At 65.2% G+C, this 23,484-nt stretch carries 22 protein-coding genes; 11 read left to right on the plus strand and 11 right to left on the minus strand.

Features of this window, described 5'->3' with window-relative positions; all coding sequences use genetic code 11:
- Positions 1-27: 27 nt before the first annotated feature.
- Positions 28-2,490, plus strand: coding sequence for a bifunctional diguanylate cyclase/phosphodiesterase (locus tag A3AS_RS0135085; protein WP_018322148.1), 2,463 nt, complete (start codon positions 28-30; stop codon positions 2,488-2,490).
- Here A3AS_RS0135085 and A3AS_RS0135090 read toward each other — a convergent pair.
- The 3 genes from A3AS_RS0135090 to thrS form a co-directional block, all read right to left on the minus strand.
- Positions 2,476-3,744 (minus strand): serine hydrolase, encoded by a 1,269-nt coding sequence (locus A3AS_RS0135090; RefSeq protein WP_018322149.1) that lies wholly within the window; start codon positions 3,742-3,744, stop codon positions 2,476-2,478. The two genes, A3AS_RS0135085 and A3AS_RS0135090, sit on opposite strands and share 15 nt — an antisense overlap.
- Positions 3,745-3,807: 63 nt before the next feature.
- A complete protein-coding gene (locus tag A3AS_RS0135095; protein ID WP_018322150.1) occupies positions 3,808-4,371 on the minus strand; it encodes a nitroreductase in 564 nt (187 codons plus the stop codon).
- A 93-nt stretch (positions 4,372-4,464) separates the two neighbouring features.
- Positions 4,465-6,519 (minus strand): threonine--tRNA ligase, encoded by a 2,055-nt coding sequence (gene thrS, locus A3AS_RS0135100; protein WP_018322151.1) that lies wholly within the window; start codon positions 6,517-6,519, stop codon positions 4,465-4,467.
- 184 nt (positions 6,520-6,703) lie between these two features.
- On the opposite strand from thrS, the gene A3AS_RS0135105 reads away from it, so the two are divergent.
- Together A3AS_RS0135105 and A3AS_RS0135110 are read left to right on the plus strand one after the other, a co-directional pair.
- Positions 6,704-7,873 carry an MFS transporter gene (locus tag A3AS_RS0135105; protein WP_018322152.1) on the plus strand — a complete coding sequence of 390 codons (1,170 nt, stop codon included), beginning with the start codon at positions 6,704-6,706 and terminating at the stop codon, positions 7,871-7,873.
- Positions 7,874-7,964: 91 nt separating this feature from the next.
- Positions 7,965-8,342, plus strand: coding sequence for a hypothetical protein (locus A3AS_RS0135110; RefSeq protein ID WP_018322153.1), 378 nt, complete (start codon positions 7,965-7,967; stop codon positions 8,340-8,342).
- Positions 8,343-8,376: 34 nt separating this feature from the next.
- On the opposite strand, the gene A3AS_RS0135115 is transcribed toward A3AS_RS0135110, so the two are convergent.
- Complete coding sequence (locus A3AS_RS0135115) at positions 8,377-8,703, minus strand: GrlR family regulatory protein (RefSeq protein ID WP_026202692.1); 327 nt, start codon at positions 8,701-8,703, stop codon at positions 8,377-8,379.
- A 171-nt stretch (positions 8,704-8,874) separates the two neighbouring features.
- Complete coding sequence (locus tag A3AS_RS0135120) at positions 8,875-10,164, minus strand: hypothetical protein (protein ID WP_018322154.1); 1,290 nt, start codon at positions 10,162-10,164, stop codon at positions 8,875-8,877.
- Between the two features lie 352 nt (positions 10,165-10,516).
- Here A3AS_RS0135120 and A3AS_RS0135125 point away from each other — a divergent pair, with 352 nt between their 5' ends.
- On the plus strand, positions 10,517-11,884 hold the full coding sequence (locus A3AS_RS0135125; protein ID WP_018322155.1) for an APC family permease: 1,368 nt from the start codon (positions 10,517-10,519) through the stop codon (positions 11,882-11,884).
- 2 nt (positions 11,885-11,886) lie between these two features.
- A complete protein-coding gene (locus A3AS_RS0135130; protein ID WP_018322156.1) occupies positions 11,887-13,101 on the plus strand; it encodes a hypothetical protein in 1,215 nt (404 codons plus the stop codon).
- On the opposite strand, the gene A3AS_RS50185 is transcribed toward A3AS_RS0135130, so the two are convergent.
- Both A3AS_RS50185 and yidD read right to left on the minus strand, forming a co-directional pair.
- Positions 13,102-13,341: a hypothetical protein gene (locus A3AS_RS50185; protein WP_026202694.1), complete on the minus strand. Its 240-nt coding sequence runs from the start codon at positions 13,339-13,341 to the stop codon at positions 13,102-13,104.
- 92 nt (positions 13,342-13,433) lie between these two features.
- Complete coding sequence (gene yidD, locus A3AS_RS0135140; RefSeq protein ID WP_026202695.1) at positions 13,434-13,772, minus strand: membrane protein insertion efficiency factor YidD; 339 nt, start codon at positions 13,770-13,772, stop codon at positions 13,434-13,436.
- A 247-nt stretch (positions 13,773-14,019) separates the two neighbouring features.
- Here yidD and A3AS_RS0135145 point away from each other — a divergent pair, with 247 nt between their 5' ends.
- Positions 14,020-14,919, plus strand: a complete 900-nt coding sequence (locus A3AS_RS0135145; RefSeq protein WP_026202696.1) for a hypothetical protein — start codon at positions 14,020-14,022, stop codon at positions 14,917-14,919.
- 67 nt (positions 14,920-14,986) lie between these two features.
- Here the strand turns inward: A3AS_RS0135145 and A3AS_RS0135150 are convergent, their stop codons facing one another.
- The gene (locus tag A3AS_RS0135150) at positions 14,987-15,442 is read right to left on the minus strand and encodes an iron-sulfur cluster assembly scaffold protein (protein ID WP_018322160.1); all 456 of its coding nucleotides are present in this window, start codon (positions 15,440-15,442) and stop codon (positions 14,987-14,989) included.
- Positions 15,443-15,678: 236 nt separating this feature from the next.
- Here A3AS_RS0135150 and folE point away from each other — a divergent pair, with 236 nt between their 5' ends.
- The 4 genes from folE (at position 15,679) to A3AS_RS0135170 (ending at position 19,477) form a co-directional block, all read left to right on the plus strand.
- Positions 15,679-16,371 carry a GTP cyclohydrolase I FolE gene (gene folE / locus A3AS_RS0135155; RefSeq protein ID WP_018322161.1) on the plus strand — a complete coding sequence of 231 codons (693 nt, stop codon included), beginning with the start codon at positions 15,679-15,681 and terminating at the stop codon, positions 16,369-16,371.
- Positions 16,372-16,454: 83 nt separating this feature from the next.
- Complete coding sequence (gene hisI / locus A3AS_RS0135160; protein WP_018322162.1) at positions 16,455-16,877, plus strand: phosphoribosyl-AMP cyclohydrolase; 423 nt, start codon at positions 16,455-16,457, stop codon at positions 16,875-16,877.
- 179 nt (positions 16,878-17,056) lie between these two features.
- Positions 17,057-18,136 (plus strand): transglycosylase, encoded by a 1,080-nt coding sequence (locus tag A3AS_RS0135165; protein WP_018322163.1) that lies wholly within the window; start codon positions 17,057-17,059, stop codon positions 18,134-18,136.
- A 165-nt stretch (positions 18,137-18,301) separates the two neighbouring features.
- Positions 18,302-19,477: a DUF2336 domain-containing protein gene (locus tag A3AS_RS0135170; RefSeq protein WP_018322164.1), complete on the plus strand. Its 1,176-nt coding sequence runs from the start codon at positions 18,302-18,304 to the stop codon at positions 19,475-19,477.
- 154 nt (positions 19,478-19,631) lie between these two features.
- Here the strand turns inward: A3AS_RS0135170 and A3AS_RS0135175 are convergent, their stop codons facing one another.
- From A3AS_RS0135175 to A3AS_RS0135185, 3 genes are all read right to left on the minus strand, one after another.
- Positions 19,632-20,210, minus strand: coding sequence for an Hpt domain-containing protein (locus A3AS_RS0135175; protein WP_018322165.1), 579 nt, complete (start codon positions 20,208-20,210; stop codon positions 19,632-19,634).
- A gap of 28 nt (positions 20,211-20,238) precedes the next feature.
- Complete coding sequence (locus tag A3AS_RS0135180; protein ID WP_008549760.1) at positions 20,239-20,784, minus strand: response regulator; 546 nt, start codon at positions 20,782-20,784, stop codon at positions 20,239-20,241.
- A 98-nt stretch (positions 20,785-20,882) separates the two neighbouring features.
- Positions 20,883-21,662, minus strand: a complete 780-nt coding sequence (locus A3AS_RS0135185; RefSeq protein WP_018322166.1) for an NAD kinase — start codon at positions 21,660-21,662, stop codon at positions 20,883-20,885.
- Between the two features lie 249 nt (positions 21,663-21,911).
- Here A3AS_RS0135185 and A3AS_RS0135190 point away from each other — a divergent pair, with 249 nt between their 5' ends.
- Positions 21,912-23,480, plus strand: coding sequence for a S10 family peptidase (locus A3AS_RS0135190; protein ID WP_026202697.1), 1,569 nt, complete (start codon positions 21,912-21,914; stop codon positions 23,478-23,480).
- The last annotated feature ends 4 nt before the right edge of the window (positions 23,481-23,484 follow it).

Consider the following 23,484-nt stretch of genomic DNA (forward strand, 5'->3'; position numbering starts at 1 on the left):
CGCCGGGAAAGTGCGTTGGGGACTGCCATGAATGCCGCGAAGAAAGTGTCGGGAAAACCGGCCGCCGAAATGTTCGACGACATCCCGGTGCTTCAGCGCAAGTGGCGTGCCGCACTGAAGCCGGGCGATCGGCTGCCGCGCTATGAGGACGTGATGCTCGGCAGTCTCGGACGGCTCGCCGATCACATCGCGCTATTGAGGAACGACGGCACGCTCGAACTGTCGCGCAGCGGACGCTACGTGCAGAAATGGCTCGGCGAGGAGCGCTGGGATATCCCCGTCGCCGAATTGTCGCCGGATTGCGCCACCGCGCTGTCGGAAGCGGCGACGAGCGCGCTTGCCAATGGACGACCCTATCAGGCCAGCGCGCATTGCGTGCGCGACGGCATGGTCCGGACCTACGATGTGCTGGCGCTGCCGACGGCCTCGCGCTGGGGCGCCACGCTGGTCGGCGCCTACATCAACGAGCGCGGCACCCAGTACAATCTGCTGGACGCGATCTTCGCCTCGACCGACGACGCGGTGATCTCGCTGGCGACGCTGCGCGATGCCGGCGGCAAGCCGTCCGATCTCCAGGTCGTGCACCACAACAACAGCGCAAGCGCGCTGCTGAATGTAGCGACCGGAAACCTGTTGTGGCGGCGGATCGGCGAGGGCAACACGCTGCTGGCCTCGCCCGAGATCATGGACTTTTTGCTCAAGGCCGTCGCGGGCGGCCGCGGCGAGCAGCTCGAGATCGAAAGCGACGGACGTCATCTCCGGCTCAGCGCAACGGCCTTCGCCGACGTGGTCTCGTTGACGATCTCCGATGTCACGGCGTTGAAGCGGCGCGACGCCTCGTTCCGCCTGCTGTTCGACAGCAACCCGATGCCGATGTGGGTGTTCGACGCGCAGACCAAGGAATTCCTTGGCGTCAACGACGCCGCGGTCCAGCATTACGGCTACAGCCGCGCCACCTTCCTGCGCATGAAGCTGCACGAGATCTGGCCGGAGGACGAGTGGGACAGCCACGCCGAGGCGCTGGAGCGCGTCGGCGAGGCCTACCACTCATCGCGCAACTGGCGGCATTTGCGCGCCGACGGCAGCGAGATCGAGGTGCTCACCTTCGGCCGCCGCGTCGCCTTCGACGATCGCGACGGCTATCTGGTCGCGGTGGTCGACATCACCGAACGGCGCAAGGCCGAGGCGCGCATCGCGCACATGGCCCACCATGACGGGCTCACCGACCTGCCGAACCGCGAATATTTCCAGGAGCGGCTGAAGCAGGCGCTGGAGCAGGCGGCGGGAAAACGGGTCGGCGTGCTCTACATCGATCTCGACCTGTTCAAGAACATCAACGATTCCTTCGGTCATCCCGTCGGCGACCGCCTGCTCAAGGACGTCGCCGAGCGCCTGACCCTTGCTGTCCGCGGCGGCAATCTGGCGGCCCGGCTCGGCGGCGACGAATTCGCGGTGATCCTTGCCGCCGACGTCTCGCCGAACGAGGCCAGCGCGTGCGCTGGCCTGCTGATCGACATGCTGAAGGCGCCCTATGACCTCGACGGCCAGGAGATGGTGATTGGTGCCAGCATCGGCATCGCGCTGTCGCCCGGCGACGGCGCGACGCCGGAAGAGCTGATGCGCAATGCCGACATGGCGCTGTACCGGGCGAAGTCCGACGGCGGCGGCGTGCACCATTTCTTCGAGCGCGAGATGGACCTGCAGGCGCAGAAGCGCCGCGACATGGAGCTCGATCTGCGGCGTGCGTTCGCCAATGGCGAGTTCGAGCTGCACTATCAGCCGCTGGTGTCGATCGCCTCCGATCGCATCTCCGGCTTCGAGTCGCTGCTGCGCTGGCGTCATCCGGACAAGGGCATGATCTCGCCGGCGGAGTTCATCCCGGTCGCCGAGGACATCGGCCTCATCACCCAGTTAGGGGAGTGGGTGCTGCGCGAAGCCTGCGCCGAGGCCGTCAAATGGCCTGCCGACGTCAAGGTCGCGGTCAATCTGTCGCCGGCGCAATTCCGCAGCCGCAACCTGGTGCAAATCGTGATCTCGGCGCTGGCGCAGTCCGGCCTGTCGCCGCGGCGGCTCGAGCTCGAAATCACCGAGTCGATCTTCCTGGCCGAGACCGACGCCAATCTCGCCATCCTGCACCAGCTCCGCGAGCTCGGCGTCAGCATCTCCATGGATGATTTCGGCACCGGCTATTCCAGCCTGAGCTATCTCAGGAGCTTCCCGTTCGACAAGATCAAGATCGACCGCTCGTTCGTCAAGGATCTGGCGCAGCGGCCCGATTGCAGCGCGATCGTGCGCGCGATCTCCGGGCTCGGCCGCAGCCTCAACATCACCACGACCGCGGAGGGCGTCGAGACCGAGGATCAGCTCGACTGGCTGCGCGCCGAGGGCTGCAACGAGGTGCAGGGCTTTCTGTTCAGTGCGGCGCGGCCTGCGGCCGAGATCGCAAAGCTGCTCGCCGATTTCGGTCAGCGCGCCTCACGGGCGGCGTAGTCCCTCGGGGTAGCAGTCGTAGACCAGCGCCTTGAAGGCGGGCGTGATGCGGCTGCGCTCGTTCTGGGTCTGCTGCATCATGAGGTAGACCATGTCGAGCTTGGGATCGACGCCGAAATAGGTGCCGCTCCCTGAGTCCCATTTCAGCTCGCCGAGCGAGCCCGGCGGCGGCGGTTTGGCGTTGCCGGGATCGGTCCGCACCGCAAGGCCGTAGCCATAGCCGAAGCCGTCACCCGGGAAATAGAAATAGTCGCGTCCGACGCCGGAGCCGGGCCCGATGTGATCGGTCGTCATGGCCTTGAACGCTGCAGGGCTCAGATAGCGTTTGCCCTCGAACTCGCCGCCGTTGAGCAGCATCTGCGAGAAGCGCTGATAGTCGGTGATGGTCGAGAGCAGGCCGCCGCCGCCGGATTGCCATTCGGGATGATCGAGGCGGTCGCGCTCGGCGGCGAGCAGGATGAAATCGTTCGGCAGCGGCCGCGCCATCCGCGCGAGCTCGTCCTCGGTCGCCAGCGTGAATTTGGTGCTGCTCATGCCGAGCGGGTCGAAGATGCGCTTTTTCAGGAACTGATACAGCGTCTGGCCCGAGATGATCTCGATGACGCTGCCGAGCACGTCGGTGGAATGGCCGTAGCGCCACAGCGTTCCCGGCTGCCGCGCCAGCGGCAGCTTGGCGATGCGGTCGGCGAATTCCCTGTTGTTGAATTGGCCTTCGAAGATGTTGGCGGCCTTGTAGGCCTGCTCGACCCATTTGCCGCCGATATAATCGTAGCTGATGCCCGAAGTGTGCCGCAGCAAATCCTCGATGTTGACGGGGCGGACCGGCGGCACGAGATCGAGCTCCAGCTTGCCGTTGGGCAGGGTGACCTCGAGACCGACCTTGGTGTCGGCAAACAGGGGAACGTATTTCGACACGGGGTCGGTGAGCGCCAGCTTGCCTTCGTCGATCAGCATCATCGCGCCAAGGCAGGTGATCGGCTTGGTCATCGAGTGGATCGCGAAGATCGTGTCCGGCGTCATCGCAAGACTGGTCCTGACGTCGCGCACGCCAAACGTCTTCAGATAGACCGGCTTGCCGTGCTGCTGCACCAGGATCACGGCGCCCGGCAACCGGCCGCTTCCCACCTCGTTGTCGAAATACGCCGTGATGCGGTCGAGCCCGTCGGGCGAGGGGGCGGGGATGTCGGCGGCGCGGCTTCGTGCCATCGTGCCGGCCAGCAGCGCGGCCCCGACCAGAAAATCACGACGCTTCATCCCGGCTTCCTCCCTGGCCGGGATCAAAGCCGCAAGACGCCAGAGGCGTCAACAAGCCTTCGATTAAAAACGCGTCACGATTTCCGAAAGGAACGGCCGCGGACGGTCTTCGCTCGGCTTGGTCGGCGTGCCCACGTGGATGAAGCCGGCGAGCTTTTCGTCCGGCTTGAGGCCGAGGCCATCGAGCACCTCGCGATCGAACGAGAACCAGCCGGTCAGCCAGCAGGCGCCGTAGCCGAGCGCGGTCGCGGCCGTGACGATGTTCATGGCGCTGGCGCCCGCCGACAATTCCTGCTCGAACGCCGGCACCTTCGGATGCGGCCTGGTGAAGCTGACGATGCCGATCACCAGCGGCGCGTCGGTGAGGCGCTTGCGCTCAATCTCGACGTCGGCGGCGGGCGCGCCGGGATTTTTCCGGGCAAACACCTTCGCGATCACCTCGCCGGCGCGCTGGCGGGCGTCGCCCTCGAAGATGATGAAGCGCCAGGGCGCCAGCTTGCCATGGTCGGGCACGCGGGCGCCGATGGTGAGGATGGTCTCGAGCTCGGCCGCCGAAGGGCCGGGTCCGGTCATCTCGCGCGGCTTGACCGAGCGGCGGGTCTTCAGGAGTTCGATGGCGTCGGGCACTGGGAGATCCTCTTCAACTGGTCGTCGGGCGTGCCATGCGGAGATAAGCATGCACGCCCGCAACCGGAAGCGAGTTTAGATCGATTTCAGGGATCAGACCGCGCCCCGCACCCGCTTGACGTCCGGCGGGGTTGCCTCGTCGACCAGGGCGGCGATCGCCTCCTCGGTCGTCATCACCTTCTGGCCGTCGCTGCCGAGGCGGCGGACCGAGACCGAATGCGTCTCGGCCTCCTTCTTGCCGACCACGAGCAGGGCCGGGATCTTGGCCAGCGAGTGCTCGCGGACCTTGTAGTTGATCTTTTCGTTGCGCAGGTCGATCTCGACCCGAAGCCCGGCGCGGCGTGCCTGCTCCATCACCACCTTCGCGTACTCGTCGCCTTCCGAGGTGATGGTCGTGACCACCGCCTGCACCGGCGAGAGCCAGAGCGGGAAGTTGCCGGCATAATGCTCGATCAGGATGCCGATATAGCGCTCCATCGAGCCGCAGATCGCCCGGTGCACCATGACAGGCGGCTTCTTGCCGCCGTCATGGTCGATGTAGAACGCGCCGAACCGCTCCGGCAGGTTGAAGTCGACCTGCGTGGTGCCGCACTGCCAGTCGCGGCCGATGGCATCGCGGAGGACATATTCGAACTTCGGCCCGTAGAAGGCGCCTTCGCCCGGGTTGATCTCGGTCTTGATGTGATTGTTCTGCGACTGGATCTCGCGCAGCACGGTGGCCATCACGCGTTCGGCGTGATCCCACATCTCGTCGGTGCCGACGCGCTTGTCCGGCCGCGTCGACAGCTTCACCGTGAGATCGCCGGTGAAGCCGAAATCGGCATAGGTGGACAGGATGAGCTCGTTGATCTTCAGGCACTCTTCGGCGAGCTGGTCCTCGGTGCAGAAGATGTGCGCGTCGTCCTGGGTGAAACCGCGCACGCGCATCAGGCCGTGCATGGCGCCGGAGGGCTCATAGCGATGCACCACGCCGAACTCGGCGAGGCGCAAGGGCAGGTCGCGGTAGCTCTTCAGGCCGTGCTTGAAGATCTGCACGTGACCCGGGCAGTTCATCGGCTTGAGCGCAAACCAGCGCTTGTCCTCGGCCTCGTCGCCGGCCGACTGCGCCGCGAACATGTTCTCGCGGTACCAGCCCCAATGGCCCGAGGTCTCCCACAGCACCTTGTCGAGGATCTGCGGTGCGTTGACCTCGCTGTAGTCGCCGGTCAGGCGCCTACGCATATAGGCGATCAGCTGCTGGAAGATGGTCCAGCCCTTGGGATGCCAGAACACGACGCCCGGACCTTCCTCCTGGAAATGGAAGAGGTCGAGCTCGCGCCCGAGCTTGCGATGGTCGCGCTTCTCGGCTTCCTCGATCTGCTTGAGATAAGCGTCGAGGTCCTCCTGCTTGGCGAAGGCCGTGCCGTAGATGCGTGTCAGCATCGGGTTGTTGCTGTCGCCGCGCCAGTAGGCGCCGGCCACCTTCATCAGCTTGAAGGCGTTGCCGACCTTGCCGGTCGAGGTCATGTGCGGGCCGCGGCACAGATCGAACCAGTCGCCCTGATAGTAGATCTTGATCGGCTCGGTGCCGGGAATGGCGTCGACCAGCTCGACCTTGAAGGCCTCGCCCTTGTCGCGGAACACCTGCTTGGTCTTCTCGCGGTCCCAGACTTCCTTGGTGAAGGGTTTGTCGCGCGCGATGATCTCGCGCATCTTCTTCTCGATCGCGGCAAAGTCTTCCGGCGTGAACGGCTCGTTGCGGAAGAAGTCGTAATAGAAGCCGTTCTCGATCACGGGACCGATGGTGACCTGCGTGCCCGGCCACAGCGTCTGCACGGCCTCAGCCAGCACGTGGGCGCAATCGTGGCGGATCAATTCGAGCGCGCGCGGATCGTCGCGGCTGATCAGCTCGAGCTTGGCGTCGGCCTCGATGGGATCGTTGAGGTCGGCGACGACGCCGTCGAGCGCCATCGCGACCGTGCGTTTGGCCAGCGACGGCGAGATGCCCTTGGCGATATCGAGGCCGGTGATGCTTTGGTCGTATTGACGCTGGGCGCCGTCCGGGAAGGTGAGGGTAACTTTGGCGGCGGGGGTCACGGGCTTCAGATTGCTGAGGGAATATTGGAAGCCGGATTCGGACTTCGGCTGGTCCTTGGACTGGTCAGTCATTGCTTTTCTCCTGAGGCTCACTCCTGCGAACGAGCGCAGGTAAGCGGGAACGAGCGATATATCAGGCGATTCGGCCTGCGCAATCCGGCAATTCCAAGAAAATCGGCGCATAAAACGGGTGTGCGCACGAACTATTTCGCACCGGCCCTTTAACTGGCCCGGCGGCTGCTCTACATGCACTTGCATGGAAAATGCACGCGCCCCTCGTTTCGCGCCAACCGCCTTGATGCTCGGCAATCTCGTCACCGGCTGCTCGGTGCTGGCCCCGGCGGGCATGCTGCCGGAGTTGGCGACGGGGCTCGACGTCAGCATTCACGCGGCCGGGCTCCTCATCACCTTCGGCGCGATCACGCTGTGCATCGGCTCGCCGCTGACGGCCTGGCTGACAAGCCGCATCGAACGGCGGACGCTGCTCACGACGACGCTGGCGGTGCTCGCCTTCGGCAATCTCGCCTCGGCCTTTGCACCCGATTACACCAGCCTCCTCGCCATCCGTCTCGTGATGCTCGCGGTCGGTGCGCTCTACACGCCGCAGGCCGCCGGCACGGCGGCGTTGATCGTGCCGGTGGAGCGGCGGGGCAGTACCATCGCCTATATCTTCCTCGGCTGGTCGCTGGCTGCCGCCGTTGGCCTTCCGCTGATCACCTTCATCGCCAGCCGCTATGGCTGGCGCGCAGCCTATGGCGAGATCGGCGCGCTCGGCTGCATCAGTTTCCTCTTGTTGCTGCTGCGTCTGCCGGCAGGCCTGAAAGGCGCGCCGGTGGACCTGAAGACCTGGCGCGACGTCGGCCGCAACAGCACAATTCTGCTGCTGCTGGCGATCACCATGCTGCAAATGTCGGGGCAGTTCGTGGTGTTCACCTTCATGGGCCCGTTGCTCAAGAAGCTCACCGGTGCCGGTCCCGATGCGGTCGGCATGGTGTTCGCGCTTTACGGCGTCTGCGGCTTCCTCGGCGTCGTCATCGCCACCCGCATCGTCGACACCTCGGGCCCCTATCGGACCTCGCTGCTGTTCACCTGCCTGCTGCTTGCGGGCATCACGGGCTGGGCGCTCGGCGCCGGCACGCTAGCCTTCATGACGGTCGGAGTCGCGATCTGGGGCCTCGGCTTTGCCTCGACCAATTCGATGCAGCAGGTGCGGCTGGTCGCGGCCGCGCCGCGGCTGGCATCGGCGACCGTCGCGCTCAATACGTCCGTCCTCTATATCGGCCAGGCGGTTGGCTCCGCCGTCGGAGGGCTGCTGTTCGCCCGCGAACTCCTGCATGCGCTCGGCTTCGTCGCCGTCGGTTTCGTCCTGCTGGCGCTGATCCTGGTGGTCCTGACCCGGCCCCGGCCTGCGGCCGCAACGGCCTGAATCCCGCGGCTTCGTGTACGCAATGTGCTTGGCAAACCGCGCGCGGGAGCGCTAGAACGCCGGTCATGGGGACCAAAGAGAGTTGACTGAAATGAGGATGATTCTGGCGGTTGCTGCGGTGCTCTATTCAGCCTCCGCGTTTGCGCAAGCCGACAAGCCACCGATGGTGGGGGACAAGCCCTTGGTGCAGGTCAAGCCCAAGGGGACGAAGGAGGCAGCGGCCAAGCCGGCCGCAGCGGCGAAGGGCAAGCCGCAATCGATCGCGGCCCGGCTCCAGGCCTGCCTCGAGCTCGACGACGGCACCAAGGACCGCCTCAACTGCTACGACGCGGTGATCGCGCCGGCGCCGAAGCCGAAGCCGGCGAAGGCCAAGGGCTACGCCGATTGCCGCTTCTTCAAGGAAGAGGACGAGCGGCTGGCCTGCTTCAACGGTTTTGCCGAGAGCATTCCGAAGCTGCCCAAGAGCTAGTACTGACAAGAGCTGATCGTAGACGAGCTGAAGCTCAGTCGCTGATCCGGCTCAGCACGGCCCGGAAGGCAACGCCCGGCGCCTGCAGCGCGTTGCCCTCGAATTCGGCGGTGTCGCCGTCCTCCCGGCCGGCGAGCGCCAGCGTGATCCGGTCGGTGCCGAACAGAGCCTTGAAGGAGGGATCGTCGTTGTAGCGCTGGGTCGAGATCTTGACCTTGATGCTGTCGCCTTCGCCCTGATAGGTGCCGATGAAGGCGAACGCGGAATTGCCCCCGCGCATCTTGCTATCCATCACATAGACGACGCCGCAGCCCGTTCCATGAACGGTATGGAAGTCGACCTTGTACAATCCCTGACGCACTGCCTGTCCCCACCGAATTCCAATCGCAAACTGGCCGGCAAACTATGAGCCTTGCTGGCGGAAGCAATCCGGTGGCACCCGGGGATGTCGGCCATCAACATTACATTTTGATCAGAGCCTGAGGGAATTGCAGGCAATGCAGCCGGACACCGGCTGGACCAACATCCAAACCTATCGGCTCGATGCGCCGGAACTGGTGGCGGCCACGCGGGTCAGCGCCAGCGCCGGCGTCGCCGACATCTTCACCAGCACATCCTTGAGTGGATCCCGCGTCCAGGCGCGGGTGACGTAGTCGCGATGGGTGATGCCCTCGCCGGTCTCGACGAACACCACGCTGCCGGGACGCAAGGGACCGTCCATGTCCTCTGCGACACTGATGCCCTTCTGGCGGAGCATGCTCATCAGCTCGCGATCGCGCCGCGCGGTGTGGCGGGTGTAGGCGCTGACGAAGAAGCCGGAACGGTGGTTCTCGATCCAGGACGCGAACTTGTCCATCTCGCCATAGACGGCGTCGAGCAGCACGACGCCGCGGACGCGGTCGCTGATGCCGCCGACCTCGAGGCTCCAGGCCGTCGGCAGGAAGCCGCCGCTGTAGCCGACGATCACGATCGGCATGTTGGCGAAGGCGCGGGCGCCGTTGGGGTCGCCGGTGACGCGGGCGAGGTGGTCGGCCGATTCCGCCATGAAGCGCTTGAAGCCGCCAGGTTGCCAGAACTTGCCGGCGCTGGAATCGGCGGCATCGACGGCCATCTGCGGGGCGAGCAGCACGGCATTGGCGCCGGAATCGGTGATCTGCTTCGGCACCAGCTGGCGATCACGCACGTCGCGTTCGAGCGTTGCGCCATTGCCGTGGAAGAACACCACGATCACGCCGGGCTTGCGGACGTCGAAATGCTCGGGCACGTGCATCAGCACGCGGCTGTCATTGTAGGTCTCGTCCTGCCAGAACACGCGACCGGAATAGCTGCGATGGCCGCGGCGGTCGCCCTTGGCGACGTTGAGGAACGGCGCGTCGGAGGCGGGGTTGTTGCCGAAATAGGGGAAGGCCGACGACTTCATGCTGACGAGCGTCGTTAGGTCGTCGCGGGGCGAACGCTTGTAGGGGACCTGCGGCTCGAGCGAAGCGACCTTGTAGGGGGCCTGCTCCGGGGGCGGTTGCTGCACGGCCCGCTTCGGCGAGAAGTCCGACATCTGCCGCTGCAGAAAACTCTCGCTCGCCGAGGGGAAGCGCTCCCCGAATTGCGGGGCGGGGAAGCGATCCTCGAACGTGTCGCCGCTCGCGACTTGCTGATTTGTCTTCGCAACGACCTGAACATTGGCCTGCGAATTCGCCGCGAGGGCCGCCGGATTGGGCGCCTTGCCGCATTGAACCAGTGTCAGCGACAGCGGCACCAAGGCTGAGATCAGGCCGACCCGGAGCGCATGACCGCGCGCACCGGACGACGTCCGGTCGGCACGCATGTCAGCTCTCAATTTCGGAACGGCCCCGACCATCCACCCATGACCCCAAAGTCACGTCCATCGGCGTATTAAGAGACAATTGAGCCGACCGGCGTTTAGGTGACGTTAAGCGTCCGGAGAACTTCCCCACATCCGGAACGCTCAAAAGGACCATGCAATCGTGTCCTGATTGTGGGGGAGGGGGACGGGCTTTCCCGGGGCTGGAGCAGCTTTAGCGCTTGGGAGCAGAATAAGCGGTGTTCAATTACCTGCTTCCGTCGCCTCATTTAGCCCTTGTTAACCCTGCTTGAATTGACTGGGCCAACCTGCACGATGCGCCCATGAGGCACGACGCCTGAGGTTAAGGACCCCGATGACGGCATCAAATGCGGGAACCGCGCCCTGGACTGGCCGGCTGACCGGAAGCGGGACCGGGGTCTCAGTTCTGGTCGCAACCGCCATCGTCGTGGCCGACATGATCGGGGTCGGCGTCTTCACCAGCCTCGGCTTCCAGGTCAAGGACATCCCGTCCGGCTTCTCGATCCTGCTGCTGTGGACCGTCGGCGGCATCGTCGCGCTGTGCGGGGTGTTCGCCTATAGCGAGCTCGGGGCGATGTTTCCGCGCTCGAGCGGCGAGTACAATTTCCTCGGTCGCGCCTATCATCCCGCCTTCGGCTTTCTCGCCGGCTGGGTGTCGGCGACGGTCGGCTTCGCAGCGCCCGTCGCGCTCGCCGCGATGGCGTTCGGCGAATACGCCAAATCGGTCGTGCCCGATCTGCCGCCGATCCCGCTCGCCATCGCCGTGGTGTGGCTGGTCTCGCTCGTGCAACTGACCGGCGTCAGGCACTCCTCGACCTTCCAGCTGATCGCGACCATCATCAAGGTCGCGCTGATCGTCGCCTTCCTGGTCGCCGGCTTCGTCATCGCTGCCCCGCAACCGATCACGTTCGCGCCGCAGCCGGGCGATCTCGCCCACATCGTCAGCGCGCCGTTTGCGATCGGGCTGGTCTTCGTGATGTATTCGTTCTCGGGCTGGAACGCCGCGACCTACATCATCGGCGAGATGAACATGCCGCAGCGGAATCTGCCGCGCGCGCTGCTGGCGGGCACGCTGATCGTGCTCGTGCTGTACGTCGCGCTGAATGCAGTGTTTCTCCATTCGACGCCCGTCGGTGCGCTTGCCGGTCAGCTCGATGTCGCCAGCGTTGCCGGTAGCGCCATCTTCGGCAGCCTCGGCGGTCGGATCGTCGGCGCGATGATCTGCGTTGGCCTGATCTCCTCGATCAGCGCGATGATGTGGATCGGCCCGCGCGTGATGATGACGATGGGGGAGGACATTCCCGCCTTACGCGTGTTCTCGAAGCGATCGGCGAGCGGCGCACCGGCCTATGCGATCCTGTTTCAGCTCGCTGTCGCCAATCTGCTGCTGTTCACGCGCAGCTTCGAGGCGGTGCTCGACTTCATCCAGTTCGCACTGTTGTTCTGCTCGTTCTTCACGGTCGCCGGCGTCATCAAGCTGCGCATCACCGATCCCGATTTGCCGAGGCCCTATCGCGCCTGGGGATACCCGTTCACGCCCCTGGTTTTCCTGCTCGTGACCGCGTTCATGATGTACTACCTGTTGACCGAGCGGCCGCTGCAGTCGCTCGCGGGGATGCTCGTTATGCTCTCGGGCCTAGTGATTTATGCTGTTTTCCGCAGGCGGCCGGTCGCCGCTGGCAATTCACACGATCGCGCATAGACATGTTTCGTCCCCTCAGAATTGCGGCCACAGCTCTTGCCCTGCTGGCCGCGGCCGTCTCGTCCGCCCGCGCCGCCGACGCCACCTTCGATGACACCGCGCGCTTCCTCGCGGGCATGCAGCCTTCGGCGGACTCGCCACTGGTGGCGCTCACGAAGGACCCAGGCTGGCAGCGCCACGCAAAATTCTTCGACGGCGCCTTCGCCCAGCTCGAACAGCGCCAGCTCTCCAAGATCCGCGATTGGGCCGACGTCAATCTCGCCGCGCCCCGGCCGACCATGTTCTACATGTTCAGCGGTCCCGATTTCCTCTACGCCAACGCCTTCTATTCCAAGGCCAGCACCTACGTGCTTGGCGCGCTGGAGCCGGTCGGCGCCGTGCCCGATTTGACCCGGCTGCCGCGCGGTTCGATCGGCGCCGCGCTCTACAATGTCGAGCGCTCGCTCGGCTCGATCCTGAGCTTTTCCTTCTTCATCACCAAGCAGATGAAGGTCGACCTGCACGCCAACCAGGTCAACGGCACCTTGCCGATCCTGTATGTTTTCCTGGCGCGCTCCGGCAAGACCATCCGCAACGTCGAGATGATCGCGCTCGACGACAAGGGGGGCTTGCGTGTCGGCGACGACAATCCGGGGCGTAACGCGACGCGGGGCGTTCGCATCACCTTCGCCGGCAGCGACGGGGAAACGCGCACGCTGTATTATTTCTCGACCGATCTTTCCAATTCCGGCGCGCGCAACACCGGATTCTTGAAATTCTGCGAGACGCTCGGGCCCGGCAACAGCCTGCTCAAGAGCGCGTCCTATCTCATGCACTCCGGAAACTTCATCGTCGTTCGCGACTGGTTGCTTGCCAACAGCGCCACCATCATCCAGGACGATTCCGGGATTCCGCTTGCGAACTACGGCGCGCGGCAATGGCGTTTCTTCCCGTTCGGCCGCTATCTCGGGCCGATCGACGAATTCCCCGGCCGCTACCAGGAGCGCTATTCCGAGTTGTTCACCCGGGCCCAGCCGATCGATTTCGGCGTCGGCTACCGCTGGCGGATGCACGAATCCAATTTGCTGCTGGCGGTGAGGGTGCCGGGCATCGAAACGGCGCCGGGCGGGGAGGCCACCTCGTCGGCCGATCCGACGCCGAAACCGCCGCGTTCAAAACGGCTGCGGCCGCCCGAGCCGATCCCGCCGCCGCCCGGGCGCTTTTACTGGTTCCGATAATCACCAGTGCACGCTCTGGCTCGGCACGATGAACGCTGTCGTGCTCGGCGCGGTGGCTAAACTCGTCGCCAGATACCAGCCGGAGCCAAGCACGAGCGCCAGCAAGGCGACGATCGCGAGCAGATCCAAGGTTCTGGGGTCGTGGTGCCGCCTGGAGCCGGGGGTTGGCCCAGGCCTGAAGTGAGAAAGCCCGAAGTGAAAAGGCCTAAAGTGAAGATGAGGGCTGATTTTCCAGCGCATTGTTGTTTCCTCCCGGGGGAGCATCAAAACAACGCGGGAAGAACCCTTACGGTTCCCCTCAGGCCACCGATGCGCAAAGCATCGCGGCACTCTCAGGATGCATTGACGCCGCGCCAACGGCCGTAGCGCCATGGCAGATACCAGTGTGCGCCTGGCGGTGCGGTGAGCGGTACATTGTCGATGCCCGACGTGCCGAACGGATTGCAGCGGAGCAGGCGCGCGAGCGTCATCCAGCCGCCGGCCCAGAGACCGAAGCGTTCGATCGCCTCGTCGCCATAGACGGAGCAGGTCGGCAGATGCCGGCAATTGTAACCAACCAGGGGCGACAGCGTGTGCCGGTAGAGCCAGATCAGCGCACGGCCGAATCTGCGCGGGAGCCGGAGCACACCTTCGACCGGATTGGAACAATGCTCGCAGGCTGAATGCTTCATGGGCGCTTTGCTGCGATGTTGATCGAGGTGTTGCACAGTTCCGGCGCAGGGAACTGTAAGCTGTTGTTTGCGCGCCATATTTTGCGTGCTTTTTGGGAGCAGTGCAGCAAGTACCTGTGGACGATCTGTATTCCCACGGATACCATTTTTGTGACGTCCATGTGTAGAAACATACGCCTGTATGATGGACTCAGAGGGCGCTACCAAGGATTGTTGGGGACCTTAGGGGCTTGGGGAAGGAACCAGATTGAGACTTCTGAACTCCCTTAATCTTCGCGGCTGGTTGCTGGTGGGAACCGCCGTCTGTGGAGTCGTGCTGGCTGGCGCCGTCGCGACACTCGGGTCATCGGCTCGCGCGGGTGTTGCTCTCGAAGAGCGCAAGCTGCCGATGAAGTTCAACTGGATTGCCTGCGAGCCGAACTGCCGCGGCTGGGTCAGCGCGGTCGGCATCATCACCGCTGACACACCGAAGGATTTCGAGGAGTTTTCCCGCGGACGCCAGCTCGGCGGCGCCACCGTGGTGCTCGATTCCAGCGGCGGTTCCGTCAACGACGCGATCACCCTCGGCCGACGTTTCCGCAATCTCGGACTCCTGACCACGGTCGGCGTAAGTCTCCGCGGCGGGCAGTCTGGCCGCCCGGCGGTTGCGCCAGAGGCCTATTGCGAATCCATGTGCGTGTTCCTGCTGCTGGCCGGCAAGAAGCGCTACGTGCCGGAAGCTGCCCATGTCCGCGTCCATCAGATCTGGATGGGCGACCGCGCCGACGATGCGAAGGCGGCGAGCTACAGCGCGCAGGACCTGATGATCGTCGAACGCGACATCGGCCGGCTCGCCAAATACACCTTCGACATGGGCGGAGCCGGCGATCTGCTGTCGCTCGCGCTCAGTGTGCCGCCCTGGGAAGACCTGCATGAGCTGGACGCCGGCGAACTCAAGCTCACCAATCTCGTGACGACCGACCTCGTGGCCGACGTGCTGCCGCATGTGGACATCTCCGCGCCGGCAATGGCCGAGCTTGCGCCGAAGACGCAGGCGAGGTTCGGCGCGGAACCGGAGCAGTCGCAAGCTGCCAAGTCGACCAAGACGGCGGAAGCCCTGGTGCCGACCGGTGGCGTGGCCGCGCCGACTCCGGCGACGCAGAAGTAAGCTCTGAAATCTTGATCATGATTCCGGGTTCGTCGCTTGGCGACGCCCCGGAATGACCTGGGGAAGTTCAGCCCTGCGCCGCAGCCGGCTGCTTGGCCTTGGCTTCGATCTGGCCAATGGCGTCGACCACCGCATCGAAGGTCAGGAGCGTCGAGGCGTGCCGCGCCTTGTAGTCGCGGACCGGCTCGAGGAACTTGATCTCCTCCCATTTGCCTTCAGGAGGCGCACCATTTTCCTTCAGCATCTTGCGAACAGTTTCGCGTAACTCACGGAGTTCGCTCGCAGTCGAGCCGACGATGCGACTTGCCATGATGGATGAGGAGGCTTGTCCGAGCGCGCAGGCCTTCACGTCATGGGCGAAGTCGGTGACCCTGTCGCCCTCCATCTTGAGATCGACCTTCACGGTCGAGCCGCACAGCTTGGAGTGGGCGGTGGCGGAGGCATCGGGATCCGGCAGCCGTCCGAGGCGCGGAATATTCCCGGCCAGTTCGATGATCCGCTTGTTGTAGATGTCGTTCAGCATGTGATGGGGTCCAGCACTTCCGCATCGGATCGGCCTTGGCGGGCGCCGTCCACGGTCCTATATAGGGTCGGAACTGGCGGAAAAACAGTCCAGCGGCGGTGGCGACAGGCCATGCGGCCGACGGGAGAGGTGAGGACCTTTTTCGCCGGGTTCAACTGTTCTCTTCAGGCGTCCGGCGGCATGCCGCCCCGTCTGCCGGTGACACTCCGGCCGAAAGGCCGTCGAACGGAGTAGACATGGACGCGACCATCAAATCCATCCGCCCCAACAAGCCCTCCGACCGGCAGCCCGAGAGCCGCCCGGCCGAGCTTGACCCTGCCGAATTCCTCGCGGCCGCCGTCCGCGCCGACCAGCCGCGCCCGGCGCGTGCCGAGGCCGAACAGGCGGTGAAGACGTTGCTCGCCTATATCGGCGAGAACACCGAGCGCGAGGGCCTGCTCGACACGCCGCGCCGCGTGGTCGAGGCTTTCGACGAGCTCTATCAGGGCTATCACCAATGCCCGGCCGAAGTGCTCGACCGCACCTTTGGCGAGACCGCGGGCTATGACGATTTCGTCCTGGTGCGCGACATCGAGTTCACCTCGCAGTGCGAGCACCACATGATGCCGTTCTACGGCAGGGCGCACATCGCCTATACGCCGGTGGAACGCGTTGTCGGCCTGTCAAAGCTTGCCCGCCTCACCGACATCTTCGCCCGCAGGCTCCAGACCCAGGAGCATCTGACGGCGCAGATCGCGGCTGCGATCGACGAGGTCCTCAAGCCGCGCGGCGTCGCGGTGCTGATCGAGGCCGAGCATACCTGCATGTCGGTGCGCGGCGTCGCCAAGCATGGCGCCTCCACCTTCACCAGCCGCTTCACCGGCATGTTCCGCGACAATCCGGCGGAGCAGGCCCGTTTCCTGTCCCTGGTGCGAGGCCTGCAGCGCTGACCTCGCAAAGCTCTGTTGTTTGAGCATGATCTTTTCGGAAAACCGCTTCACACTTTTCCGGATCATGCTCTAGCGAGGTCGCTGTGTCCGCCCACTTCCATGAGATCGAGGAAGGCCTGTCCTTCCTGCCCAAGTTCGACGCGAGCGGCCTCGTGACCTGCGTCGCGACCGACGTCGCCTCCGGTGACGTGCTCATGGTCGCGCACATGAACGAGGAGGCGCTGCGCAAGACGATCGCGACCGGCGAGGCCTGGTACTTCAGCCGCTCGCGCAATGCCTTGTGGCGAAAAGGTGAGACCTCGGGGCAGACCCAGCGCGTGATCGAGATGCGCACCGATTGCGACCAGGACGCAGTCTGGATCCGTGTCGAGCAGATCGGCGCGGCCTGCCACACCGGGCGAAGGTCGTGCTTTTATCGCAAGGTCGAGGGTGAATCGGGCGGCGCCAGGCTCGTCTTCGCCGATGCGGAGCGGCTGTTCGATCCGGACGCGGTCTACAAGAAATGACTTCCGTCATTCCGGGGCGGCTCAAAGAGCCGAACCCGGAATCTCGAGATTCTCAGGTGCGCAACTGCGCGCCATAGTTCGCGCTACGCGCGCCCCGGAATGACTCGGAGAGCGGTCGCCCTCCCGAATTAACCCCGCATTAACCATACCTGTCCCACGGTGGGACGACGGGCGCCGAATTGCTGGCGCTGCTCAACGCCGCGCGGGGCGGGCACTTCATCATGTCGGTCGACAATTCCAGTGCCACGCAGACGGCGGTTCTCGATCCGTCGCGGGCGCGCGTCGCCGGTGCGATCAAGCAGGCCTCGAATGTTTCAGGCGTCAGCTTCCAGTACATGCTGACCACCGCCAAGATGGAATCGGATTTCGATCCGACGGCGGGTGCAACGACGTCATCCGCGCACGGGCTCTACCAGTTCATCGACCAGACCTGGCTCGGCACGGTGAAGGAGGCCGGCCCCCAGCTCGGCTATGGCAATTATGCCAACGCGATCTCCAGGACGACGTCGGGCGGCTACGCCGTCGACGATCCCGCGATGAAGCGGTCGATCATGAAGCTGCGCGACGATCCCGAGGCCGCCTCCAGCATGGCGGCGGCGCTGACGCAGTCGAACAGTTTCAAGTTGACGGGCCTGCTCGGGCGCAGGCCGAGCGACAGCGAACTCTACATGGCGCATTTCATGGGCGTCGGTGGCGCCGCAAAGCTGATCGCCAATGCCGAGGACAATCCGCAAGCGGTTGGCGCGCGGCTGTTTCCCAATGCGGCATCTGCCAACCGCTCGATCTTCTACGCCAGGGACGGCCGCGCCCGCAGCGTCTCCGAAGTCTATTCGGTGCTGGACGCACGCTACGCCAGCGCGGCCAATTCAAAAACGACCCGCAGCGCGATGGCGATGTATGGCGGCACGCCGTCGACCACGGAGGTTGCGAGCGCGAGCGGCGTGCAGCCCACCGCGCCTGTTATCGACAACGCCGCCTATCTCCAGACCTTCCCGAACACACGCGCGGTGACGCCCGTCAGTGCGACATCGCCGACGACGGTTGCGGACAATGCCCCGACCGCGCCGGTGTTTCGTTCGATCTATCAGCCCGGCGATGCCACGCAGCCGGTCTCGACCACAGTGCAGAAATTGTGGGGCAACAACGCCTCGCTCACGTCGGTCGCACCAGCGACCTCAGTTGCATCCGCGACGCCGGATGTGCGTCCGCCGCAGCCGCTCGATCTGTTCAGCGATCGCAGCGGCACGTTCTCGAGCTGACCCCGCTCTCGTGTCCCGGCCGCGCTGCAGCGCCTCTGTTCCCTTAACAAAACGTCAATAAAACCAGCCAGTTATGGTGAACGCTTTGTTAAGCGTCGTGGTTTATTTTGTGTTGCAGGTGACGAGCCGTCACCATTTTCGTTTGTTGTGTAAGCCGGAAGCAGCATGATTGTTCGGCAGTTTATCAATTGGATCAGGACGGCGCCCGCCGGCGAGCGGGCCGAGGCAACACGGGCGTTGGCCCGGGCCTGGCTGATATCAGATCTTTCGACCGACGACCGCCTCGCCGCCGAAGGCGCGCTTCTGATGCAGCTCGACGATCCCTCGCCGCTGGTGCGGCAGGCGATGGCCGAGGCTTTTGCGCGCAGCACGGATGCGCCGGCCTCGATCGTGCGGGCGCTGTCGGCGGACCAGCCGACCGTCGCGCTGCCCGTGCTCGAACATTCCCCGCTGCTGATCGACGCCGATCTCGTCGACATCGTCGCGACCGGCAATGACGAGGTGCAATGCGCGGTCGCACGCCGCATCGCGCTGCCGGTCTCGGTCTGCGCCGCCATCGCCGAAGTCGGCTGCGCGGCGGCCGCGCTGGAGCTGATCGAGAATCCCCATGCCGAGCTAGCTCCCTTCTCCTGGGATCGCATCGTCGAGCGCCACGGCCATCTCGCCGCGATCCGCGAGGCGATGCTGGTGCTGGACGATCTGCCGTCCGCAACGCGTGCCGCGCTGGTGGCGAAGCTCTCCGAGACGCTGGCGCAATTCGTCGTGGCGCGGAACTGGCTCAGCGCCGACCGCGCCGAACGCATCGCGCTCGAGGCGCGCGACCGCTCCACCATGAACATCGCATCGCGCTCGCGCGGCGAGGACATGCAGGGCCTGGTGCGGCACCTGCGCATCACCGGCCAGCTCACGGCGGGCCTCATCCTGCGGGCGCTGTTGTCGAGCAATCTCGACCTGTTCGACGCGGCGCTGGCCGAGCTCGCCGACCTGCCGCTGGCGCGCGTCACCGCGCTGCTGCACGACCGCGGCGGCAACAGCCTGCACGCGCTGCTGCGCCGCGCCGGGCTTCCCGAGGCGACGTTCGCGGCGTTCCAGGTCGCGCTCGATGCCTGCCACGAGCAGGGCTTCGTCGACAGCGACGACGGAGCGGTGCGGCTGCGTCGGCGCATGGTCGAGCGCGTGCTCACCCATTGCGAGACCGACCGCGGCGTCACCGAGCCGCTGATGGTCCTGCTCCGCCGCTTCGCCACGGAGTCCGCGCGGGAGGAAGCAAGGCTGTTCTGCGACGAGCTGGTCGCGGATGATACGATCGATCCGCTGTATGGCGATCTGATTGCCGCGTAGCGAGCTGCCGCAGGGTGGGCAAAGGCGCACAGCGCCATGCCCACGACCTATCAGTATGATTCGAGATGAATCGTGGGCACGCTTCGCTTTGCCCACCCTAAGATGCTGCCCGTGCGGATGGAGCAGCCTCCCACGAGATGAAAAAGACGGGCCTTTACTCCGCCGGCGCTATGCTCGGCGCGAGGATCACCTCGAGGTGCTCGGGGCGGTCGCGGTTGACCTGGGTGAGATAATCGTCGGCGACCTTGCGCAGGCGGCGGCTGAGCTCGGCGGAGACGCTGATGCTGTCGAGCCTGGTGTTCTCGTGCACGATGGCGAGGATGGCGTTGATGTGGTGCGTGAACAATTCGGCCGGCACCTTTTCCAGATCCGGCGCGTGCTCGATGACGCGGCACAGGCTCTCCGCGATACCGGCCGCGGCTGGATAGCCGAAGGTCGCGGCGTCGCCCTTGATGTCATGCGCGGCGCGGAACAGCTCGTCGCGCCGCTCCTTGGTGAAGCCGTCATTACGGATGGCGACATAGGCGGCCGAGAGACGGTTGACCTCGGTCGTCATCCAATCCTTGAATTCGCCGGACAGGCCCGCGAGCGCCTGCTCGGCGCGGCCGATCGGATCGTCCATGTCCTTGTCTTCGACCCGGCGCAGGACTTTCCGCAGCGGGTTGGGCTGCGTGATGATTTGATGCGTGGCGAAGGCCGTGACCTCGATGTCCTTTGCGCTGTTCTTCGCCATGATGCCTGCCTCGTCTGAAGGCGTTGCGCTAGATGGATGAGCGGGCCTTGTCGAGCAGCGAGGGCTGCTGGAGCACCTCGTGCTTCTCGCCGACGCGGCGCTCGGGACCCATATAGGCGGAATTGGTGTTGCGGCGCCGGTCCGGCCCGAAATAGGTCTTGGTCTTGATGAAGGGGCGGGGATTGGCGACCACGTTGAGGATGCGCTGATAGAGTCCCTTGGCCGAGATCGGCTTGGCAAGGAATTCGGTGACGCCGGCATCGCGCGCCACGGTGACGCGGCGCTTCTCGGAATGGCCGGTCAGCATGATGATCGGCGCGTAGGGGTTGCCCTTGGATTCCGGCTGCCGGATCATCTGCGCCAGCTCGAGCCCGTCGAAGATCGGCATGGCCCAGTCGGTGATGACGATGTCAGGCACGTAATGGCTATACATTTCGAGCGCGGTGGCGCCGTCCTCGGCCTCATAGACCTCGCGCGCGCCGAAGGAATGCAGCAGCGTCCGCAGGATGCGGCGCATATGCGGATTGTCGTCGCAGACGAGGAAGCGCAGCTTGTTGAAGTCGATACGGAACATGACGCCCGGGCCAAAGCGGTCAACCTTCGTTAACCATATCGTGGCGAGGGTTAACGAAGGGTTGCGACCGGGCTCCCGCAGCGTGCGTGGGCAGGGGCTCAGTAGCCGAACTGCTCGCGCAAAATGCGTTCTTCCAGGCTGTGGCCGGGGTCGAACAGCATGCGCATCGAGATGCTCTTGTCGGACAGGACCTCGACCCGCCGGACCCTGCGGACCTCCTCATGGTCGGCGACGGCCGCGACCGGACGCTTGTCGTCCTCCAGCACCTCGATCACGACATAGGCGGTGTTGGGCAGCAGCGCCCCGCGCCAGCGGCGCGGGCGGAAGGCGCTGATCGGGGTCAGTGCCAGAAGGGCGGCGTTGATCGGCAGGATCGGTCCCTGCGCCGACAGATTGTAGGCCGTCGAACCGGCCGGCGTTGCCACGATGATGCCGTCGGCGATCAGCTCGGGCATGCGCTCGCGCTCGTCGATCAGGATCCGCAGGCGCGCCGCCTGCGAGGTCTGCCGGAACAGGTAGACCTCGTTGATGGCGTGGTGCAAATGGACGCGGTCATTGACGTCGGTTGCACGCATCAGGAGCGGATTGATCTCGGATTCATGCGCCGTCTCGAGCCGCGTGCGCAGATCGTGCGTCGCGTATTCGTTCATCAGGAAGCCGACGGTGCCGCGATGCATGCCGTAGATCGGCTTTCCCGTGCGCATGTTCTGGTGCAGCGTCTGGAGCATCAGCCCGTCGCCCCCCAGCGCGACCACGACGTCGGCCTCCCTGGGGTCGCAATTGCCATAGTCCCTGGTGAGCTGGCTGAAGGCGGTCTGCGCCTCGCTGCTCGGGCTGGCGACGAAGGCGATGCGTTCGTATCGCTGGGGCTTGGTCATGGCTTGTCAGGCAGGCCGCTGGCTGGAGGAAGTTCCGCCGGGCTCGTCTATACGAGGTGGCCCTGCATTGTCGAGGATGACCGGGTCTCAAGGCAAACGGGCGATTGTCGATCCGGAGAACAAAACGGGTTGATTTGAGCCGGCCCGGGCGCCTTACTTGCCCATCGGGCCGGTGATCCCGCAAAGCGTCGCAATTCCGCGCTAGCTTTGATGCGCACCGGCCGTGACAGCCGGGCAGGGAGAACGATCATGTTCACGATCTTGCCGACGCTGCGACGAACCGGGCTCGCGCTGGCCGTGTCCGCGGCCGCGCTCGCGAGTGTCGCGCGCGCGGATGATCCGCCGCAGCCGCGCTCCGAGGCGGCATCGCCGGCGGCACAGAAGGGTGGGCGCGCCGCCAATCCGCAAAGCGCGACGCAGGCCTCGCCGTCCGCGGCCGAGCCGCACCGTCTCCCCGCGGATTCGACCACGAAGCAGACGCTGGATCTGCCCGGCCGCACCCTCAATTTCGCCGCGACCGCCGGCTCCATCCGCGTGTTCGACGGCAAGGGCGAGCCGCTGGCCGACATCGCCTATACCTCCTACCAGCTCGACGGCGCCGACCGCGCCACGCGCCCGGTCACGTTCCTGTTCAATGGCGGGCCCGGCGCGTCCTCGGCGTGGCTCCAGTTCGGCGCGGCCGGTCCATGGCGGCTGCCGCTCGACGGCGAAGCGCTGTCGCCCTCGGCCTCGCCCGAGGTGAAGCCGAACGCGGAGACCTGGCTCGACTTCACCGATCTCGTCTTCATCGATCCCGTCAGCACGGGCTACAGCCGCTTCATCGCGAGCGGCGAGGACGCACGCAAGTCGTTTTACTCCGTCGACGGCGACGTCAACGCGATCGCGCTGGTGATCCGCCGCTGGCTCGAGAAGCACGACCGGCTGACCTCGCCGAAATACGTCGCGGGCGAGAGCTATGGCGGCATTCGCGGGCCGAAGGTCGTGCGCCAGTTGCAGCTCCAGCACGGCGTCGGCGTCAAGGGCCTGATCCTGGTGTCGCCGCTGCTCGACTTCCGTGAGTTCACCGGCACCAGCCTCCTGCAATATGTCGCGACGCTGCCGAGCTATGTGGCGGTGGCGCGCGAGGCAAAAGGGCCGGTCAAGCGCGCCGATCTCGCCGACGTCGAGGCTTACGCGCGCGGGGAATTCCTGGCCGACCTCGTCAAGGGCGAGGCGGACAAGGAGGCCACCAATCGTCTTGCCGACAAGGTCGCCGCGCTTACCGGCATCGACCAGGCGGTGAGCCGGCGGCTCGCCGGCCGTTTCGACGTCGGTGAATTCCGCCGCGAATTCGACCGCAAGAACGGCAAGGTGACGGGACGTTACGACGCCTCCGTGCGCGGCTTCGATCCCTATCCGGATTCGAGCAGCTCGCGGTTCGGCGACCCCTCGGGCGACGCGCTCCAGGCGCCGCTGACGAGCGCCGCGGTCGATGTGCTCACGCGCAAACTCAACTGGCGGCCCGACGGCTCCTATGAAGTCCTGAACGGCAGTGTGGAAGGTCACTGGGATTTCGGTCGTGGCATCAACCCGCCGCAATCGGTATCCGAGCTGCGCCAGATCCTCGCCACCGACGCGAAACTGAACGTGCTGGTCGCGCACGGCCTGTTCGACCTTGCCACGCCCTATTTCGGAACGAAGCGGGTGCTCGATCAGATGCCGGCCTTTGCGACGCAGCGCGTGAAGTTCGCCGTCTATCCCGGCGGCCACATGTTCTATTCGCAAGGCGGCTCGCGGCAGGCGTTTCGCAGCGAGGTCGAGGCGCTGATCAGGGAATAGAGCA

The sequence above is a fragment of the Bradyrhizobium sp. WSM2793 genome, from assembly GCF_000379585.1.
Lineage (GTDB): Bacteria > Pseudomonadota > Alphaproteobacteria > Rhizobiales > Xanthobacteraceae > Bradyrhizobium.